The following is a 19,442-nucleotide window of genomic DNA, read 5'->3' on the forward strand; positions in this document are numbered from 1 at the left end:
CGTACGCCCACCGTCGCCGCACCGGCAGCCGGTTCGCCTGCGAGGACTACGTGGGCGCGCTGACCGGAACGGCTGGATTCAGCCGCTCTTGAGTCCGCCTCCACTCGCGGTGCGCACCATCTCCCCCGCATGACCTCGTGGCAAGACGGATGGGTGAAAAGAAGGACGATGGCTGAAGACACGCGTGGTTCCCTCCCGGGCAGTGGCGTGCCTGCCGACAACCGGATCGCTGTCGTCGGCCTGTCCTGCCGCCTCCCCCAGGCGCCGGACCCGGACGCCCTGTGGCGGCTGCTGAGCGACGGTGTCGACGCCATCACCCCCGTGCCCGAGGACCGCTGGGACGCCACCGCGTTCTACGACCCGGACCCCTCCGTGCCCGGCCGTACGAACAGCCGCTGGGGCGGCCACCTCGACCGTGTCGACACCTTCGACCCGGCCTTCTTCGGGATCTCCCCGCGCGAGGCCGCCGCGATGGACCCGCAGCAGCGCCTGGTGCTGGAGCTGGGCTGGGAGGCCCTCGAGCAGGAGGACGTGCTGCGCCGGGCCTGCGAGCGGGCCGGCGTCGACCCGCTCCACGTCCAGTACGTGGAACTGCACGGCACCGGCACCGCCGTCGGCGACCCGGTCGAGGCCGCCGCGCTCGGCGCCGTCCTCGGTACGGGCCGGGCGGCGGACCGGCCGCTGCTCGTCGGCTCCGCCGTCGAGGCCGTGCACCCGCTGCCGTACACCGTCTCCGGCACCACCCCGGACGCCCTGCGCGCCCAGGCCCGGCAGCTGCGCACCTGGCTCGGGGAGAACTCCGGCGCGCGGCCGCAGGAGCTGAGCCGGGCGCTCGCCGCCACCCGTACGGCCTTCGAACACCGGGCGGTGGTCGTCGCCGCGGACCGGGAGGAGCTGGCCCGGGGGCTGGACGCCCTCGCCCGGGACCAGCGGGCCGCGGGCCTGGTGCGGGGGACCGCGACGCAGGGGCGGGACCTGGCCGTCCTCTTCACCGGTCACGGCAGCCAGCGCCTCGGCATGGGACGCGGCCTGTACGAGGCCTTCCCCGTGTTCGCCGAAGCCTTCGACGCCGTCTGCGCCGAACTGGGCGGCGGGATCAAGGAGGCCGTCTTCGGCGAGGACGCCGACGCCCTGAACCGCACCGGGACCACCCAGCCCGCCCTCTTCGCCGTCGAGGTCGCCCTCTACCGACTGGTCGAGTCCTGGGGTGTCGTGCCGAAGTTCGTCGGCGGGCACTCGGTCGGCGAGATCGCCGCCGCGCACGTCGCTGGCGTGCTGTCCCTCAAGGACGCGGCCGTACTCGTCACCGCGCGCGGCAGGCTGATGGAGGCCCTCCCCGAGGGCGGAGTCATGGTCTCCGTCCAGGCCGGCGAAGAGCAGGTCAGCCCGCTGCTGGTGCCCGGCGTCGCCATCGCCGCCGTCAACGGGCCCAAGGCCGTGGTCATCTCGGGTGCGCGGGCCGCCGTACAGGACGTGGTCGTCCAGCTCGCGGAGCAGGACATCAAGTCCAAGGCCCTGCGCGTCAGTCACGCCTTCCACTCCCCCCTCATGGACCCGATGTTGGAGGAGTTCCGGCAGGCCATCGCCGCCCTGGACTTCCGGCAGCCGGACATCACCTTCGTCTCCGCGCTCACCGGCGGCATCGTCTCCGAGGAGATCGCCCGCCCGGACTACTGGGTGAACCACGTCCGCGAAGCCGTCCGCTTCCACGACGCCATCCGCACCCTCGAAGCCGAAGGGGCGGCAGCCGTACTGGAGTTGGGCCCCGACGGGGTCCTCACCGCCATGGCCCGACCCTGCCTCACCGACGAGGGCGCCGCCGTCCTGGTCCCCTCCCTGCGCCGGCAGGGCGACGAGGTCCGGGCGCTGCTCACCGCGACCGCGAGCCTGTACGCCCACGGCGCCCTCGGCCGGCTGCCGCTCGGGATCCCCGACGGCCCGGCGCTGTTCGGGCTGCCGACGTACGCCTTCCAGCACGAGCCGTACTGGCTGGAGAACGCGCCCGGCGCGGGCGGGGCCGGTACCTCCGGGATGGCGGCGACGGGGCATCCGCTGGCCGCGTTCCGCCTGGACCTGCCGGAGGCGGGGGCCGTGCTGTTCACGGGTACGGTCTCGGCGCGCAGCCACCCGGAGTTCGCCGCGTCCGGTGGTGTGCCGGTGGCGGCGCTCGTCGAGGCGGCCCTCGCGGTGGGCGGCGCGGTCGGGGTGCCGGAGGTCGAGGAGGCCTCCGCCGAGGCGGCGCTGGTACTGCCCGAGCGGGGCGGGGTCGGGCTGCAGCTGCTGGCCGAGGCCCCCGACGAGGCGGGCCGGCGGCGGCTGACGGTGGCCTCCCGGGCGGAGGGCGCCGACGGGGAGGAGCCGTGGGTGCGGCACCTGACGGCGGTGCTGGCGCCCGGGCGGGCGCCGGGGCGGGCGCCGGGGCGGGCGCCGGGGCGGGCGCCGGCCTTCGGCCCCGTCGAGTGGCCGCCGCAGGGCGCGGAGCGGCTGGAGGAGGCCGAGGAGCACCCGGCGGTGGAGCGGGCCTGGCGGCGCGGCGAGGAGTTCCTCGCGGAGGTCGAACTGCCCGCCGCCCTGCACGGGCAGGCCGGGGCGTACGCCCTGCACCCCGCGCTGCTGGAGGCCGCGCTGCACCCCGTGCTGGCCGCGGGGGAGGGCTCTTCGGCGGCCCTGGCCTGGAGCGGTACGGCCCTGTACGCGACCGGGGCGACCTCCCTGCGGGTGCGTGCGGTGCGCGGCGCGTTCGGGGTGGTGGCGCTGGAGCTGGCCGACGTGCGGGGCGGTGCGGTGGCCGCGGCGACCGTGACCCTGTCCGAGGCGCCGGACGGCGGGCGCGGCGGACGGCCCGTCACCCCGCTGCGGCTGGTGTGGGAGCGGGCGGCCGAGGCCCCCGAGCCGGCCCCGGGCCTGCGGCGGGCGCTGCTCGGCGTACCGGGCGGCGGATACGGCCCGTCGCCGCTGCCGGACTGCGACGAGGCGCCCGCGTACACCGGTCTGCCCGCGCTGCTCGCGGTGGCGGCGGACGGCGGCCCGCTGCCGGAACTGGTCCTGGCCCGCTGCGCGCAGCCCGTCGCGGGGGCCGAGGTGTGCGGCCCGGGTGTGGTGGCGGCGGTGGCCGGGGCCCGGGAGCTGGTCGGCGCCTGGCTCGCGGAGGAGCGGTGCGCCGGCTCGGTGCTCGCGGTCGTCACCGGCGGCGCCGAGGAGGTGCTGCCCGGGGAGGGCGTCGCCGATCTGGCCGGGGCGGCCGTACGCGGCTTCGTACGCTCGGTGCAGGCGAGGCTCGCCGGTGCGGGCGGGGGCCGCGTCATCCTGGTGGACGTGGACGACAGCGACGCGAGCCGCAAGGCCCTGGTGCGGGCGCTGGGCGGCGGTGAGCCGGAGCTGGCCCTGCGCGACGGTGTCGCGTACGCGCGGCGCCTGGTGCGGGCCGAACCCGCCCTGCCCGGGGTGCCCGCCGGCGGGCCGGACACGGTCCGGCTCGGCGGTGCGGTCGACGGGCCGCGCGCCGAGGAGAGCGTGCGGCACCTGGTGGAGGAGCACGGCGTACGGCTGGTCGGGCCCGGGGAGGAAGCGGCTGCGGTCGTGCACCTCACCGGCCCGGACTGCCCCTCGCTGGAGGCCTCGGTCGATGCCGCGCTCGCCCTGGACGGGCACACGACCCCGCTGGCGTTCGTCACCACCGTCGGGGCGGCCGTCGGCGGGGCCGGCGCCGAGGACGGCGCGGTGCTGGGCTCGTTCCTCACAGCGCTGGCCGCCCGCCGCCGTGCGGCCGGGCTGCCGGCCGCCGTCCTGGGCTGGGGCGCGGACGCCGACGGCCTCCCGGCGGGGCTGGCGGCGCCGGCCGGCGGGGACGGCGCGGCCCTGCTCGGGCACGCCCTCGCGCGGAGCCTGAGCCTGGTCGCGGCCCGCGCCGACGCGGGCGCGCTGCGCGCCGCCGGGCGGCCCGTGCCGGCGCTGCTGCGGACCCTGGTCGCCGAGCGGCCCCGCCGGGCGGCCAACCGGGAGGCCAACCGGCCGTCCGACGGCGGGCTTTCGCCGCGCGAGCGGCTGGCGGCGCTGCCCGCCGGGGAGCGGGAGCGGGCGCTGACGGGCCTGGTGCGCGCCCACGTGGCCGGTGCGCTGGGGCACTCCGACCCCGAGGCGCTGTCGGTGGAGCGGTCCTTCACCGAGCTGGGCTTCCAGTTGCTGACCGCCCTCCAGCTGGCGCGTTCGCTGCGCGAGGCCACCGGGCTGACGCTGGCCCCGGTCACGGTGTTCGACCACCCGTCGGTGACCCGGCTGGCCGGGCACCTGGCGGGACTGCTCGCGGAGCGGGACCCGGCGGGCGGATCAGCGGCGGGCGGATCAGCGGCGGGCGGATCAGCGGCGGGCGGGCCCTCGCCCGCACCATCGGCCGGGGGCACCTTCGCGGGGCTGCTGCGCGGCGCCCACGCGCAGGGCCGTACCGCCGAGGGCGCGGCCCTGCTGATGGCGGCGGCGGAGCTGCTGCCCGGCTACGACTCGCGGGCCGGGGTGGAGCAGTGGCCGGCCGCGGCGCGGCTGGCGCCGGGGCGGGAGGGGGCCGCGGGGCTGTTCGCGTTCCCCTCGCTGGGCGCGGCCTCCGGCCCGCACGAGTTCCTCGCGCTGGCGGCGGCCCTGGACGGCCGGCGGGGTCTGACGGTGCTCGCACACCCCGGCTTCGCGGGCGATCCGGTGCTGCCGCGCAGCCGGCAGGCGCTGGTACGGGCCCAGGCGGAGGCGGTGGCCGAGGCCGCGGGCGGTACCCGTCCGGTGCTGCTGGGGCACTCCTCCGGCGGGTGGATCGCGCACGCCGTGGCCCGGGAGCTGCTGGAGATCGGCCATGAGGCGGCGGCGGTGGTGCTGCTCGACACGTACGCGCGGGGCGAGAACCGGCACGGCCTGGCGGTGCTGACGGAGCGTCTGCTGGACGCGGACAGCCCGCTGGGGGTGCCGGACGACGCCCGGCTCCTCGCGATGGGCGGCCACCTGCGGGTGTTCGCCGACTGGGCGCCCGAGCCGGCGGCGGCGCCCACGCTGCTGGTGCGCGCGTCGGCGTCCGCGGCCTCGGCCGCGGGCGGCTGGGAGTACGCCGACCACCTGGCGGAGGTGGACGGCGACCACTTCTCGCTGCTGGGCGCGGACGCGGGCGCAGTGGCGGACACCGTGGACAGCTGGCTGCGGGAGGTGACCGCCTGATGGCGGCCCCGGCCCGGCGGCTGCTCGCCGTATCCGATCTGCACGTGGTGCACGCGGAGAACCGCAGGCTGCTGGAGGAGCGGATCGTGCCGGGGTCGCCCGGGGACTGGCTGCTGGTGGCCGGGGACGTCAGCGAGACGGCGTCCGAGATCGAGTGGGCCCTCGGGCTGCTGCGGGACCGGTTCGCGCGGGTGGTGTGGTGCCCGGGCAACCACGACCTGTGGACCCCGAACGACGATGCGGTGCAGCTGCGCGGGGAGCCCCGCTACCGGTACCTGGTGGAGATGTGCCGGCGGCTGGGGGTGCTCACGCCGGAGGACCCGTACCCGGTGTGGGAGGGGCCGGGCGGGCCGGTGGTGGTGGCTCCGCTGTTCACGCACTACGACTACTCGTTCCGCGATCCGGCGCTGACGAAGCAGGAGTCGCTGGCCGCCGCCCACGCCTCGGGGGTGGTGTGCACGGACGAGTTCCTGCTGCACCCGGACCCGTACCCGGACATGGACAGCTGGTGCCGGGCCCGGGTGGCGGCGACGGCGGAGCGGCTGGACGCGGTGGACCCGGCGCTGAGCACCGTACTTGTGAACCACTATCCGCTGGTGCGGGAGCCCACCGACATCCTGCGCTACCCGCAGTTCGCGCAGTGGTGCGGGACCACGCTCACCGCGGACTGGCACCTGCGCTACCGGGCGGCGGCCGTGGTGTACGGGCATCTGCACATCCCCCGCACGACGTACCACGACGGGGTGCGCTTCGACGAGGTGTCCATCGGCTATCCGCGCGAGCGCAGGCAGCGCGGACTGCCGCGCGGGGTGCTGCGGGACGTCCTGCGGCCGCGCGAGGACGGGGCCTGACAACGGCCCGCATCATGACGGGGCGGACCGGCTGGTCCGCCCCGTGTCGCGTTCCTGCCGCCATTCCTCGGCCGCCCGGATCATGGTCCGGCCGACGTGCTCGAAGAAGTCGCCGATGTCCTGCATACGGGTTCCGGCGGGGGTGGCCGCGCCGAGGGTCCGCGCGCTGCGGCGGGCGAAGTCGGCCAGCATGGCGTTCTGGCGGGCGCTGGCCATCCAGCCGCGGAACCAGGCGTCGGCGTCGATGACGTACCGGTCGCGCCGCCGGCCGGGCTCGCGTTCGCGCCGGATGAGTTCCTGCTGCTCGAGTTCGCCGACGGCCTTGGAGATGGAGGCGGGGCTGACCTGGAGGCGCTCGGCCAGTTCGGTCGCGGTCAGGCTGCCGCCGTCGGTGACGTAGAGGGAGGTCAGTACCCGGGCCGTCATCCGCGGCAGCCCCGTACCGACCATCATCGCGGTGAACTGTTCCTCCAGTTCGCGCACGGCCCCCGGGTCGTGCCCGTGCGCGGCGTCGTCCACGGCCGGCGCGGCCGGGGCCGGGCCCTGCCTGCTGCGGCGGGCCCGCCCGACGGTCGCCCGGTGCGCGGTGTCGGCCCGGTATGCGGCGGGGCCGCCGTTGCGGGCCACCTCCCGGGTGACGGTGGAGACGGGCCGGTCCAGGCGGACGGCGATCTCGGTGTAGGTGAGTCCTCCCACCAGTCCCTCGGCGATCTCCCGCCGCTCCTCGTGCGTCAGTCTGCCTCCGGGCACCGGCCCTGCCTCCGTCGTGTCGTGCCGTGTTCCTCGTATGGGGCCAGTATTGCTTTCGATAGCAGCCCATTGCAAATCACCTGAGGCTGCATTTGCATTCAGCTCCACGTCCATTGCAAAACTTCAAGGCCACGACCTGCACCTTTCCACCCCACACGCGCTTTTTGATTGACGGATAACTGAAAGCAATTTAGCTTTTAGTTATCCGCGAACAAGGAGCCCCGATGATTTCCCTCCTCACCCCGCTACGCACCTGGCACCGGCCGCTGCTGGTCTGCGCCGCGCTCATGCTCGGCCTCGTGCTCGTCTCCGGCGTGGGGCTCGTGGTCGACGGCCGGACCCTGCTGGACGAGCCGGTGTGGGTGAAGCCGCTCAAGTTCGGCTTCGCCTTCGCCCTCTACGCCGGCACGCTGGCCTGGCTGCTGACGAAGCTCACCAGGGGAAGGCGGCTGGGCCGGTGGGTGGGCACCGTCTTCGCGGTGGCCGCGACCCTGGAGGTCGGCGCCATCACGGTGCAGGCGGCACGCGGCACCTTCAGCCACTTCAACGCCGACCAGAGCGACCCGGTCACCCTGGCCCTCGTCCCGCTCCTGAGCTTCGGCGTGCTGGTCATCGTCATCGCGCAGCTGGTCCTCGCGGTCGTCGTACTGATCCAGCGCACCGGCGGGGCCGCGCTGAAGCGGGCGATCCGCGCCGGGCTGGCGCTGGCCACCTTCGGGATGCTCGTACCGGTCTTCTGGATGGTCACCGAGGTCCACGCCCGTACGGTGACCGACGCCAACGGCCGCTCCGTGCCGATGTACCAGGGCCACGGCATCGGCGACCCCGACGGCCACGGCATGCCCCTGACCAACTGGAGCGCGACCGGCGGCGACTTCCGGGTACCCCACTTCTTCGCCCTGCACGGCATCCAGGTCCTCCTCCTGGTCACCGCGGTACTGGCCGCGCTGGCCGCCAGGCACGTCTGGCTGCGCGACGAGAAGGTACGGGCCCGCCTGGTCGGCAGCGCCACCCTCGGCTACACCGGGCTCGTCGCGGTGGTGACCTGGCAGGCGTGGCGCGGCCAGTCCCTGATCCACCCGGACCCCGCAACCCTCCTCGCCCTCGCCGTGGTGCTGCTGCTCACGGCGGCCACCACCGCGCGGGTGATCATCACCGCCAGGCGCCGCGCGGCCACGGCCCGGGCCTTCGAACTCCCCGAGATGGCGCGCTGACCGCCCTCCCACCCCTGCCCGCCGAACCCCTCGAAAGGAAGCCCGCCATGACCACGCCCTCCCCTTCCTCCTCCTCTTCCTCCTCCTCCGCCGCCGCCGCCGTACAGCACACCCTCGACCACGCCGTGGCCCGCGGCGGTGCCCCCGGCGCCGTCGCCGAGGTCCGCGACGGCAAGGGCACGTGGTTCGGCTCGGCGGGCTACGCCGACACCGCCACCGGGCAGCGGCGCCGGCCCTCCGAGCGGTTCCGTATCGGCAGCGCCACCAAGGCGTTCACCGCCACCGTGGTCCTGAAGCTGGCGGCCGAAGGCCGGCTGAGCCTCGAGGACACGGTCGAGCGGTGGCTGCCCGGCCTGGTGACGGGCAACGGCTACGACGGCCGTACGGTCACCGTCCGGCAGCTGCTCAACCACACCAGCGGCATCTCCAACTACGGCAACGACCCGGAGTTCTTCAAGAAGGGCATCGGCGAGGCCTGGTTCCGCCACCGCCACGACACCCACACCCCCGAGCAGCTGGTCGCGACCGGCCTGGCCACCGCGCCCCTCTTCGCCCCGGGCGAGGCCTTCCTCTACTCCAACACCAACTACTTCCTGGCCGCGCTGATCGTCGAGAAGGCCACCGGCGCGGCCTTCGCGGACGAACTCACCCGACGGATCCTGCGCCCCCTGGGCCTCGACGCGACCTACCTCCCGGGCACGGATCCGCAGATCGCCGGGCCGCACCCCCGCCACTACTCCACCCTGTTCTCCTCCGACGCCGAGCCCGCGATCCACGACGCGACCGAGATGAACCAGTCCTTCGCCTGGGCGGCCGGCGGCCTCGTCTCCACCACCGGCGACCTCCAGCGCTTCTTCGGCGAGCTGCTCGCCGGCCGCCTGCTGCCCGCCGCCGAACAGCGGGAGATGTTCACCACCGTCGAAACCGCGGGACCCGTCCCGTGGATCCCCGGCACCCGCTACGGCCTGGGCGTGTTCTCCCAGGACCTGCCGAGCGGGGTCACGGTCTGGGGCAACGCGGGCGCCACCTACGGCTCGTGGACGTACGCAGTGGGCTCCCGCGACGGGGAACGCCTGCTCACCAGCCAGGTCAACGGCGACTGGAGCGGCCTCGGCGTCTTCGACGAGCTGCTCGACGCCGCGTTCCGCCCGGTCGAGCGGCCGTAGGACGATCGGCGAGGCACGTCCTATCCGCTCTCGACCAGGGCTTGAGCGGCCGCTGGTGCCGTGGAGGGGCGAGGAGTCCGTTCCCACGGTGCGCTCCTCCTGTGACGGACGAGAGAAACGGACGCTTCCCCATGGCAGACCCCCAGGCTCTGCGTGACCTGTGGCTCAGGGAGTACCACCCCGCTCCGGACAGCGGGCTGACCCTGGTCTGCTTCCCCTACGCGGGCGGCGCCGCCAGCTACTTCCACCCGCTCTCCGAGGCGCTCTCGCCCGGGGTGCGGGTGCTGGCGCTCCAGTACCCGGGGCGCCAGGACCGGCGTAACGAACCGGTCCGCACCAGCGTGGACGTGCTGGTGGACGAGATCACCGAGGTCCTCTCCGCCTCTGTCTCCGGCCCGATGGTGTTCTTCGGCCACAGCATGGGCTCCACGCTCGCCTACGAGACCGCGCGCCGGCTGGAGGCCGACGGGCAGGGGGATCGCGTGCTCGGGCTGGTCCTGTCCGGGCGCCGCGCCCCCGGCACGGTCCGCGAGGAAACGGTCCACCTGCGGGACGACGCCGGCATCATCGACGAGGTCGTACGCCTCGACGGCACCAGCGCCGCCCTCCTGTCCGACGAGGACATCGTCGCGATGGTGATGCCGGCGCTGCGCGGCGACTACACGGCGGTGGAGACGTACGTCCCCCTGGAGGGGACGCGGCTGCGCTGCCCCGTCAGCGTGCTCACCGGCGACGCCGACCCGCAGGTGACGGCCGAGGAGGCCGGAGCCTGGGCGGAGGCCACCGACGGGGACTTCCGCGTCCGCACCTTCCCGGGCGGCCACTTCTACCTCAACGCGCAGCGGGACGCGGTGAACGCGGCCCTGGCCGAAGACCTCGCCGCCTTCGGCTCCGCCCGAGTGTGAGCGACCTGCCACGCCTACCGCGCTGACGGCGATCCGCGCCGATCTGGGCGCCACGGTCGAGGACCTCCAGTGGATCACCAACGCGTACATCCTGGGCTTCGCCGGCCTGCTGCTGGCGGCGGCCGCCCTCGGTGACCGCTTCGGCCGCAAGCACGTCTTCGTCACCGGCATCGTCCTCTTCACCCTGACCTCGGTGGGCGGCGGTCTCTCCTCCTCCACCGAGGCGCCGATCCTCTTCCGCGCCCTCCAGGGGATGAGCGCGGCGGCGGTCATGCCGCTGTCGCTGACGCTGCTCGCGATGGCGGTGCCGGCGGAGAAGCGGGGCGCGGCGATCGGCCTGTGGAGCGGGATCAGCGGCCTCGCCGTGGCCCTCTCCCCGCTGATCGGCGGGGCGCTCACCTGCGCGTCCGTCGGCTCAACGACCTCGTCGGGGACGTCGGCGCGGAGCCGCACACCGACCTGTTCCTCGGGCCGGGGCACACCCAACTGCCCGCCGTACGAGCGGCCCTCAGCACCTATCCGGCACCGGGTGACCGCCAGGCGCCCTCTCGCACGTTCCTGCGCGCCGCCCTGGATTCCGCGTGGGCGGCCCGCCACAACGCGCCGAACCACCGCCACGTCATCGGCACCCTGCTGCCCGGCCTGATCCGGGACACCCAGCTCGCTGTCCGGCAGGCCGAATCCGGCGCCGAGCGGCGGAACGCTCTCGCACTCCAGGTGCGGGCCGAGGCCGCCCTGACGGCGGCCAAACGCCGCGAGACCGGCGCCGCATGGGGATGGTGGGAACGTGCCGATGCCGTCGCCAAGCGCCTCCCCGCCGGCTACTTCCACCGCGTGACGTCCTTCGGGCGGCCGGTGATGGGCGCGCACGGCGTCACCGTCGCGGTGGAGCTGCGCACGGGCCGGGAGGGGGCGCGGCAGGCCGCGCACGCGGAGGCCGAGGCGATCCCGTCCCGGCCCCGACGGGCCCGGCACAAGATCGAGCAGGCCCGCGCCTACCAGCTGGACGGACAGCCGGACGTGGCGCTGGCGATGCTGGAGCAGGCCCACGAGGCGGCTCCGGAGACCACTCGCTACAACGGCTTCGCGCGGGCGATCGTGCTGGAGGAGACGACCTCGCGGGTACCGGAGCGCCGTCTGCGGGCCAGTGGCCTGGCCGTGGACATCGGCCTGTTGGCCGCGTGAACGAAGGAGCCCGAACCGTAGATCCCGGGCTCGCGGTAGTGGACTTTCGGCAGTGCCGGGGGGCGGCGGAGTTCCGTAGGGTCGCGTTCGTGAGAGCAGTGATCATCAAGGCCCGGGTGCCGGCACCGGTATTGTCCGCAGGCCTCTTCATCGGGGCGGTGGCGGCCGTCGGCACCGGTGTCGCCACCCTGTGGTGGGGCATACCGGCGGCGGTCTGCGCCTTCCTCGCGGGCTGGCAGCCGGGGCGGAACCGGAGCACGGGGGCGGCCTTGGCCGGAGTGCTCGCGGCCGCCGTGGTGGCTGTGCTCCTGGTGCCGGCATGGTTGGGCTGGGCGAGCCAGTTCGTGGGGTTGTTGCTCGTGGCGGCGATGCTGCCGTGGTTCGCGGGCCGGTTCCTGCGCCAGTACCGCGCACTGGTGCGGGCTGGGTGGGAGCGGGCCGCGAGGCTGGAGAGGGAGCAGCATCTGGTCGCCGAACAGGCCCGGTTGCGCGAGCGGACCCGGATCGCGCAGGACATGCATGACCTCCTCGGCCACGACCTCAGCCTCATCGCCCTGTCCGCGGGGGCACTGAAGCTGGCCCCTGGTCTGTCCGAGGACCACCGGGCCACCGCCCGGGACATCCGAGCCAGGGCGGGAGCCGCCGTGGACCGGCTCGGCGAGGTGATCGGTGTACTGCGCGAGCCATCGGATCCGGCTCCGGGGCCCGAGCCCGGCGCTGGGCTCACCGAAGTCGGGGGCCTGGTGGACCGGGCGGCCGCGGCGGGGCTTGACGTCCGGCTGCGTGGAGAAGGCGAAGCGGCGGCCGGTGACGCGCCGCTGGTCGTCGAGCGGGCCGTGCTGCGCGTCGTCCAGGAGGCGCTGACGAACGTTGCCAAGCACGCCCCTGGGCACCGGGCGACCGTCGTCGTCCGGCGCATGGAAGGACGGACCGAGGTCAGTGTGACGAACGAGCCGGTGCCCGCCGTGTCTGCGGCCCACCATGACCACGCCGCCCGTCCCGCACCCGGGTCCCGGACCTCCGCACCCGGCGAGGGCCACCGCTTCGGTCTCATCGGCCTGGATGAACGCGTCCGACTGGCCGGTGGCACCTTCACATCGGGCCCCGAGGGCGGCGGGTTCGCCGTCCGGGCCACGCTCCCGCACCGTCCCGGGGCCGTGCCCCCGCCACGCCACGCCGAGCCCGACGGTCCAGGTGACGTACTGCCTCCTGAGCACCGCAGTGCCCGTCGCCGTCTGGGCCGTACCGCCGCCGCGGCCGTCCTGGTGCCGCTGTGCACCTCCGCGTTGCTCATCGGCGGGGTGCGGGCGTGGGACACCGTGACTGCACGGGAGTCGGTACTCGCCCCCCAGGACTACGCCCTCCTGCGCGTTGGTCAGCCACGCGCGGACGTGGCGCCGTACCTGCCCGAACGCCAGACGACCCGTCGCCCGGCAGCGCCCACGCCCGCACCACAAGATGCGGCCTGCGAGTTCTACGTACAGACCGGCGACCCGTTCGACGACCGCTCGGGGGACATCTACCGTCTCTGCTTCCGGGCCGGCCGCCTGGTCTCCACCGACAACTACACCGGGAAGGCCGTCCGATGATCCGGATCCTGATCGCCGACGACGAGCCCATGATCCGCGCAGGCGTCCGCGCGGTCCTTGCCACTGACCCCGGTATCACCGTCGTCGCCGAGGCAGCCGATGGCCACCAGGCGGTGGAGCTCGTCCACCGCCACCGCCCGCAAGTAGCCGTCCTCGACATCCGGATGCCGGGGACCGGCGGTATAGAAGCTGCCGCCGAGATACGAAGGACCGTCCCCGAAACGGGGGTTGTGATGCTGACGACCTTTGGCGAGGACGAGTACATCCTGCGGGCCCTCAGCGAGGGTGCCGCCGGCTTCCTGATCAAGTCCGGCGAGCCGGAGGAACTGATCGCCGGTGTCCGGGCGGTTGCCGACGGGGCCGCCTACCTGTCACCGAAGGTCGCGGCCCGCGTCGTCGCGCATCTCTCCGCCGGCGGTGCGGGCGCCCAAGCCGGCCGCCGCTCCGCGGCCCGCGCCCGCGTCGAGGCCCTGACCGCCCGGGAGCGGGACGTGCTCGGCTTCCTCGGCAGCGGTCTCTCCAACGGGCAGATCGCGCGCCGCCTGCACCTGGCGGAGGGAACGGTGAAGGCCCACGTCAGCTCGATCCTCGCCCGCCTCGGCGTCGACAACCGGGCCGCAGCGGCCGTGGTCGCGCACGAGGCCGGCGTGGTCCCGGTGCCGTCCGACCGGCTGCCGTACAAGGAAAGCTGACACCGCCCGTACGGCGATCGGTAGTACGAGGAGCCGTACGGTCACCACGCCCGTCGCGCCGAGCGCCGCGCCCGCCAGGACGTCGTGCGGATAGTGCACCCCGACCAGCACCCGCAACACGGCGGCCGCCCCGGCCACCGGCAGCACCAGGGCCGCGAGCCGAGGACGTACCAAGATCACACCAACTGCCAGCGCGGCTGCCAGGGTGGCGTGGTTGCTGGGGAACGACCAGTCGCCCGGCTCGGGACACGATGCGAGGGCCGAGACCCCTGGCAGTGCCCGGCACGGACGTTCCTCGTCGACGACGAGTTTGATCGCCTCACTGAGCCCGTAGGCGACAACGGTCCCGGCGGCCGCCACCGCCACCCCGGCCAGGCCCGGCGCGTCACGGCGGCGCAGGGCGCTCCAGCCGACCCAGGCCAGCAGCAGGCCCAGGAGCAGCAAAGTACCCTCACTCGCCGCTTCCAGGGCGGTCTCGGCCCACGATGGCCCGTCCGCCACGCTCCCCGTCAGGGCCCGGTAGGCCCTCGCTGAGAGGCCCGCCGTGACGTGCACCGGTTCATTCGTGCCCAGCGTGCCGCCGGGAGCCAGCCAAACCACAGCCGCTGCCCCCGTCCCGACCGACACGACCGCCACCGGCAGCCGTCGGCCCCACCCGTACCGCTTGATCGATTCCATGCCGCCGACGGTAGGAACACCGCAGGCCGGGGGCCCTGGCCGAACGGCAGCCCGGTCCCCCTACGATCGTCAGGGTTGACCGGTACAGGCTGAAGAGACGGGACCAGCCTCGGAGATCCGGAGGCCGTCACGAAGCCGTGATCGTCATACGGCAGCGGCTTCCATAGGCGGTGGCTGGGCTGTGTAGTGGCGTTGGTCGCGGATGAGGGCCCACAGGGCGTCGAGGTGGCGGCGGGCGAGGGCGAGGATCGCCTGTTTGTGGCTCTTGCCCGCGGTTCTCTTGCGGTCGTAGAAGGGCTTCGAGGTGGGGCCCTGGAGATCGCCGACTGGCGCAAGGACAACAGCGCACCGGCCCGGCAGTCCACAGCCAGTCGCTGGGCCAGGCTCTTGACCCGTCAGCAACAACAGAGTGCCCCCTTCGTGTGCTCCGCGCCACGGCCGGAAGGGGACCCGGCCGGGGCACGGACTCAGCGGCTGGGCCAGGTGATCGTCTGACGGTCGGGAGTGATGGTGATCTCGAAGCGGTCCAGTGCGGGAGCGCCATCGCTCCGCCAGCGGGTCACGTACTCCTCTATGTGGTCCCAGATCCGGTCGGGGCCGCCCTGACGGACCGTCCAGCGCCCGTCATCGGCCTCGGTGAGCGCCGCCCACGATCCGGCCTCCACGTCGACCAGCACCTGCTCCGTGCAGCCGTGACGGTCGAGGCTGATGCGCTGAGCACGGGGGGCCGCGAGCTGAGCGACGAAACGTGTGTCCCAGTCATTGAGCACATCCGCTCCGAGGGCGGCCGTCCGAAGGTCGCCCTGGTCGACATCGGGCAGCAGGCCGAGGGGCGGCGGACTCTGGGGACGGGCGAGCATGAAGGAGACCTGCCCGCCGAGGAGGCGTCCCGACGCCGTTCCGTCCTGGTTGACGGTGAGTCGGGCCAGCTCGGAGGAGAACATCCAGCCGCCGAGGGTGGCGAGGATGATCCCTCCCGGGCGCGTCTGCTCGACCCACGCGTACGGGAGGGAGACGAGGCCGCACGTGGCGATGACCCTGTCGTACGGGGCGCCGCGCGCGTGGCCGGCCAAGCCGTCACCCACGATGAGGTCGGGGTGGTGGCCGACCTGCGCCAGAGCCGTACCGGCTCGACCTGACACGCCGGAATCGACTTCGATCGAGGTGACCAGCTCGTCACCGAGGCGGTGACAGCCGAGGGCGGTGGAGTAGCCCGTGCCGGTGCCGACTTCGAGAACCCGATGGCCGTCCTCCACCTGAAGGTCTTCCCACATGCGGACCACCAGACCCGGCATGGTGCTCGAGGAGGTGGGAGCGCGCGTGATCTCGCCCCGGAGGTCACCGGGCACGACGGTGCCGGCGACCTGAGTCACCAGGGATTCGTCCTCGTAGCACCGCTCCATCCAGCGCGGGGTTTCCGGCATGACCGGCGTCCAGGCCGTGGGCCCGTGCCCATCGATCCTGTCGAAGAACCCTCCGCGCAGGAACTCGTGCCGGGGTACGGCCTCCACCGCCTCGCGCCAGGGCTGCGTCCGCAGATCCCCGCCGACGGCCAGACTCCTCGCGAGCCGGAGCCTCAGCTCCTGCGCTTCCTCGCTCATGTCGCATTCCTCTCCAGCAGGTCCGCCATCGCCGAGGTCATCGGCAGACCCGTTTCCGGCTCGAGCCATGCCCACTGGCCGGAAGGGTTGCACTCCAGGAACCACCATTGCCCAACCGTGTCGACGGCGAAGTCGAATGCGCCGAAGACCAACCCGAAGTGGCTGAGGTAGGCGCGGATCGACTCCTCGATGCCGTCAGGCAGCTCGACCACCGAGTACCTGAGCTTCGAGTAGTCGGTGCGCCAGTCCAGGAGATCCGAGTCGATCCGAACGGCGAAGATCTCTTCACCCATGACCGTCAGGCGGACGTCCGCCACCTTGTCGACCACGTGCTGGAAGAGGTGGGCCGTACCAGAGATCGAATCGTCGATCTCGTCGGCCGTGACCTTCTCGACCTTGACCGTGGCAGACACCCCGTCGAGTCGGTACAGCGGCGTGGAGAGGGGCTTGTAGATCACCGACTGGTAGCGGCTGATGAACTCGCGTGCCTCGATCGGATCCGAAGTGATCAGCGTCGAGGGAACGCGGAATCCGCTCGCGACGGCCGCGACGAGGCCGGAGGGCTTGAACTCGGCGTCACCGATCCGGTGTGGATGGTTCACGTAGAGGCACGTTGGCAGGGAGGCGACAACACCTCCGAGTCCGTACCGGGCCTGCGTGATGGCGAACCGGGCCGTCTGCTCGTCCAGGTGCGGGAAGGCAAAACCCGAGGGCCGGCGGTAGTACATCGAGCGGATCTTGGTGAGATCCGCGCTGCGGGTCGGGGTCGTCAGCGACCCCTGGATGCCTTGAGGCGTGATGCGCGCCGCGAACGACAGGGTGGTGGGGAAGTCCCCGGAGTCGAACCGCACGACCGGGACGCCCCGGCCGTGCAGCTCGTCGATCACCAAGTCGGCCGTGGGGTCGTCCAGATTGGTCACGACCAGAACCGGGCCGACGTGGGTCACTGGTCGGTGTCGTTCCCGGTGTCCTGGTCCCCGCCGCCGGCCCCGCCGCCGCTGCTGCCGTCGGACGGATTGCCGGTGTTGGTGGAGGGGTTGGTGCCGCTGCTGGTGCCGTGGCCCGGCATCATCATCGGCTGCCCGTCGTGGCCGAGGTACCGGCCGGTCTGGGTGGTCGGGTCCAGCTCGACCGACGCGTATCCGGGGGCCATCGCGGGGTACGGAGCCATCCGGCGCAGGCCCCACGGTTCGGGTGTGCTGATGCCGTTCGGGAGGGGCGTGCCCGTGGGGATCCGGTCCGAGTGCGCGTACATCATTGCCTCCTTGGCCAGTGGCCGTGATGGGCTGAGCTCGGCCATCAGGCCGGCTCGACGTTGCTGACGACGGTGGTGAACTCGCGGCCGGACGCGCCCCGGATGTAGGCCAGTTCCGTCCAGTGCTCGATGGCGGTACCGGAGACGTTCTCGTTGATCACGGCCATCAGCTCGCCCTCGGTGCCGGACGCGATGTCGCGGACCCGCTTGCGCAGAAGCCGGTGCGGCACGTACTCGTACTGCTCACTCATCCGCCACCTCCGAAGAGGCGCTGAGGAGGAAGTGCTCCCAGCCGACGCGCGCCCGGTCAAGCAGGTCTGCGCTGGGCTCGAGCAGCGCGGCGAGGCCGACGCCCGGGCTGTCCGGGACGTCGAGACTCAGTACGCCACGGGGGGTGGGGCTCGTCACGGGGTGCTCCCTACCGTCGTCAGCGGGTGGAGGCACCAGCCTGACGGCCCGGCAGCGCAGGATTGCTCACAGATTTGTGAGTGCTACAGCCCGATCCAGCGGGCCATCCCGCCGAGGCTGTCGGGTGCCCGACGCGACAGGTGTACCAGGCCGCGGATCGTGGTCCGGGTACCCGGCAGATGCCGCGTCTGCTCCGGGGCCACCTTTCTGGCCTGCGCCAGGTACCTCAGCGACGTCTTTGGGGAGCCTGCCTCCATCTCCACGAGCGCCCGGTCCACGAGGTACCGGGCGCGCCGCGACGTCAGCATCGAATCCGGCAGCGTCAGTGCGCGAGCCTGACCGAGAGCCTCGTCGAACGAGCGCAAGGTGATGGACGCGCCGAGCTCGTGCAACTCCACGTTGACCTGCCCGAAGCTGAGCCAGTGCACTTCACCTGCCTCGCCGCCGACCCGGTCGGCAAGCTGACGGGCGGCAGCGATGTGCGTCTCCACCGCCGTGCGGTCCTCGTTCTTGGCGGCCACCGTGGCCGCGCCGAGGTGGAGCTGCCCGGCCACGGCGAGGGCCTCGCGGCTCGTCTCCCCGGACAGCAGGGTGTGACCCGACGTGATCAGCGGGAGACTCGTCGCGCAGCGCCAGAGGATCGCCCGCTTGTACCGCTGGACCGCCTCGATGCACGGATCCGACGCCCTGGCCGCGGCCCAGCCCATCCGGTCCAAGGCGACACGGGCGAGGTCCGGATGGTCAAGCTTCAGTGCCACGTCGTGGGCGGTCCGGTAAGTCGAGGCCAGAGCCCGCCACAGCGGGGTGGACGGGGCCGTCCACACGGAGTGCGTCAGCTCCACGATCAGGGATGGCAATGCCTTCGCTGCCGCACTCAGATGGGTGGCCCGCACCTGCCGACACAGATGGTCCGCCTCTGCAACCAGCTCTGTCGACGTCCGGACCTCGGTGAGATCGGGGTTCGGCCCGAGGTCGTAGCAGTCGACGGCCTCGCGGATCGGGGCGACCAGCGCGACCAGCCGGTCAGTGGGCAGGGATGCCACCGCAAGCGGTCCTGTCAGCTTGGACGTGTCCACCCCGAAAGCCTGTGCCACCGCCGCCACGAAGCCGGGAGTCGCTGGGCGTGCGCCGCACTCGACCTGATTCAAGAGGCTGAGGCTGTACGGAATCCGGTCGGCCAACTGGCGCTGCGTCAGCCTGCGGAGGCGTCGCTGCTCCCGGATCCGGGAACCGGTGTGGTCGTCGTCGGGTAGAGGCATTCTGGTCACCCTCCAAGACTCGTCATCAAGGACGGTACCCGCGTGCGGTGCGCGCTGGGTGTGCCTTCGTCCCCGACTCCCAGCGGGCTGAGGGCGATTGCATAGGCTCGGGAGCCATGACGACGAGGACCCTCTACCTGCTCTGCTCGGCCGCACCGCCCGTCTTCGAGATCGCTGGGGTGGTGGAGGAAGCACAGCGCCGCGGCTGGGACGTGTGCCTCGGCCTGACACCCACGGCCGCCGACTGGCTGGAGGACAGCCTTCCCGGACTGGCGGCCCTGACCGGGCATCCAGTGCGCACGCGGTACAAGCGGCCCGGTCACCCGGACGTGTGGCCAACGGCGGACGTGGTGCTCGTCGCACCCGCGACGACGAACACGATCAACCGGTGGGCGTTGGGGATCACCGATACGTGGGTCGTCGGGTTTGTTGCCGAGGGCATCGGCAAGCAGATCCCGATGGCGGTCATGCCGTGCGTGAACGCGGCATACGCCCAGCACCCCCAACTTCCGCTCTCGCTCGAGACTCTCCGCGCGTCCGGTGTCCGGGTGCTGTACGGGCCGGACGGCTTCGAACCGAATCCGCCGGGAGAGAAGCGGCCGTACCCGTGGGCGCTGGCGCTCGACGCGGTCGACAGCCTCGGCCGGTAGGCGACCGTCCGCCGTGGCCGCTCTCGGTGAGAGCGGCCACGGCCGC

At 73.2% G+C, this 19,442-nt stretch carries 16 protein-coding genes and 3 pseudogenes; 10 read left to right on the top strand and 9 right to left on the bottom strand.

Annotated elements, in window-relative coordinates:
• The first annotated feature begins 168 nt into the window (after nucleotides 1-168).
• Nucleotides 169-5,193 (top strand): type I polyketide synthase, encoded by a 5,025-nt coding sequence (locus OOK34_RS32460; protein ID WP_267037732.1) that lies wholly within the window; start codon nucleotides 169-171, stop codon nucleotides 5,191-5,193.
• The gene (locus tag OOK34_RS32465) at nucleotides 5,193-6,044 is read left to right on the top strand and encodes a metallophosphoesterase (RefSeq protein ID WP_267037733.1); all 852 of its coding nucleotides are present in this window, start codon (nucleotides 5,193-5,195) and stop codon (nucleotides 6,042-6,044) included. The genes OOK34_RS32460 and OOK34_RS32465 overlap by 1 nt, the downstream gene beginning before the upstream one ends.
• 12 nt (nucleotides 6,045-6,056) lie before the next feature.
• Here the strand turns inward: OOK34_RS32465 and OOK34_RS32470 are convergent, their stop codons facing one another.
• A complete protein-coding gene (locus tag OOK34_RS32470) occupies nucleotides 6,057-6,794 on the bottom strand; it encodes a MarR family transcriptional regulator (RefSeq protein WP_267037734.1) in 738 nt (245 codons plus the stop codon).
• Between the two features lie 224 nt (nucleotides 6,795-7,018).
• Between OOK34_RS32470 and OOK34_RS32475 the strand changes: the two genes are divergently transcribed.
• From OOK34_RS32475 to OOK34_RS32505, 7 genes and pseudogenes are all read left to right on the top strand, one after another.
• Nucleotides 7,019-8,008, top strand: coding sequence for a hypothetical protein (locus OOK34_RS32475; protein WP_267037735.1), 990 nt, complete (start codon nucleotides 7,019-7,021; stop codon nucleotides 8,006-8,008).
• A gap of 47 nt (nucleotides 8,009-8,055) precedes the next feature.
• On the top strand, nucleotides 8,056-9,174 hold the full coding sequence (locus OOK34_RS32480) for a serine hydrolase (protein ID WP_267037736.1): 1,119 nt from the start codon (nucleotides 8,056-8,058) through the stop codon (nucleotides 9,172-9,174).
• Between the two features lie 131 nt (nucleotides 9,175-9,305).
• Nucleotides 9,306-10,079, top strand: coding sequence for an alpha/beta fold hydrolase (locus tag OOK34_RS32485; protein ID WP_323183517.1), 774 nt, complete (start codon nucleotides 9,306-9,308; stop codon nucleotides 10,077-10,079).
• A gap of 73 nt (nucleotides 10,080-10,152) precedes the next feature.
• Nucleotides 10,153-10,434, top strand: a pseudogene (locus OOK34_RS32490) (MFS transporter); the annotation flags it as partial.
• Nucleotides 10,419-11,264, top strand: coding sequence for a hypothetical protein (locus OOK34_RS32495; protein ID WP_267037737.1), 846 nt, complete (start codon nucleotides 10,419-10,421; stop codon nucleotides 11,262-11,264). The pseudogene OOK34_RS32490 and the gene OOK34_RS32495, both read left to right, overlap by 16 nt.
• A gap of 89 nt (nucleotides 11,265-11,353) precedes the next feature.
• Nucleotides 11,354-12,853, top strand: a complete 1,500-nt coding sequence (locus tag OOK34_RS32500) for a sensor histidine kinase (RefSeq protein WP_267037738.1) — start codon at nucleotides 11,354-11,356, stop codon at nucleotides 12,851-12,853.
• On the top strand, nucleotides 12,850-13,545 hold the full coding sequence (locus tag OOK34_RS32505) for a response regulator transcription factor (RefSeq protein WP_267037739.1): 696 nt from the start codon (nucleotides 12,850-12,852) through the stop codon (nucleotides 13,543-13,545). The genes OOK34_RS32500 and OOK34_RS32505 overlap by 4 nt, the downstream gene beginning before the upstream one ends.
• A gap of 60 nt (nucleotides 13,546-13,605) precedes the next feature.
• Here the strand turns inward: OOK34_RS32505 and OOK34_RS32510 are convergent.
• The 8 genes and pseudogenes from OOK34_RS32510 to OOK34_RS32545 form a co-directional block, all read right to left on the bottom strand.
• Nucleotides 13,606-14,223, bottom strand: a pseudogene (locus OOK34_RS32510) (phosphatase PAP2 family protein); the annotation flags it as partial.
• Nucleotides 14,224-14,367: 144 nt separating this feature from the next.
• Nucleotides 14,368-14,538: pseudogene (locus tag OOK34_RS32515) on the bottom strand (IS110 family transposase); the annotation flags it as partial.
• A 152-nt stretch (nucleotides 14,539-14,690) separates the two neighbouring features.
• On the bottom strand, nucleotides 14,691-15,824 hold the full coding sequence (gene tgmC, locus OOK34_RS32520; RefSeq protein WP_267037740.1) for an ATP-grasp peptide maturase system methyltransferase: 1,134 nt from the start codon (nucleotides 15,822-15,824) through the stop codon (nucleotides 14,691-14,693).
• The gene (gene tgmB, locus OOK34_RS32525) at nucleotides 15,821-16,771 is read right to left on the bottom strand and encodes an ATP-grasp ribosomal peptide maturase (RefSeq protein WP_267037741.1); all 951 of its coding nucleotides are present in this window, start codon (nucleotides 16,769-16,771) and stop codon (nucleotides 15,821-15,823) included. Before tgmB ends, tgmC begins: the two co-directional genes overlap by 4 nt.
• Nucleotides 16,768-17,079, bottom strand: a complete 312-nt coding sequence (gene tgmA, locus OOK34_RS32530; protein WP_267037742.1) for a putative ATP-grasp-modified RiPP — start codon at nucleotides 17,077-17,079, stop codon at nucleotides 16,768-16,770. Before tgmA ends, tgmB begins: the two co-directional genes overlap by 4 nt.
• Nucleotides 17,080-17,123: 44 nt before the next feature.
• Entirely contained in the window at nucleotides 17,124-17,330 is a 207-nt protein-coding gene (locus tag OOK34_RS32535) for a hypothetical protein (RefSeq protein ID WP_267037743.1), read from the bottom strand.
• Nucleotides 17,323-17,487, bottom strand: a complete 165-nt coding sequence (locus OOK34_RS32540) for a hypothetical protein (protein WP_267037744.1) — start codon at nucleotides 17,485-17,487, stop codon at nucleotides 17,323-17,325. The genes OOK34_RS32535 and OOK34_RS32540 overlap by 8 nt, the downstream gene beginning before the upstream one ends.
• 83 nt (nucleotides 17,488-17,570) lie before the next feature.
• Nucleotides 17,571-18,746, bottom strand: a complete 1,176-nt coding sequence (locus OOK34_RS32545) for a helix-turn-helix domain-containing protein (protein WP_267037745.1) — start codon at nucleotides 18,744-18,746, stop codon at nucleotides 17,571-17,573.
• Between the two features lie 116 nt (nucleotides 18,747-18,862).
• On the opposite strand from OOK34_RS32545, the gene OOK34_RS32550 reads away from it, so the two are divergent.
• Entirely contained in the window at nucleotides 18,863-19,396 is a 534-nt protein-coding gene (locus OOK34_RS32550; protein WP_267037746.1) for a flavoprotein, read from the top strand.
• Nucleotides 19,397-19,442: the final 46 nt, after the last annotated feature.

It is taken from the genome of Streptomyces sp. NBC_00091, from assembly GCF_026343185.1.
In the GTDB taxonomy this organism is placed as follows: Bacteria; Actinomycetota; Actinomycetes; order Streptomycetales; family Streptomycetaceae; genus Streptomyces.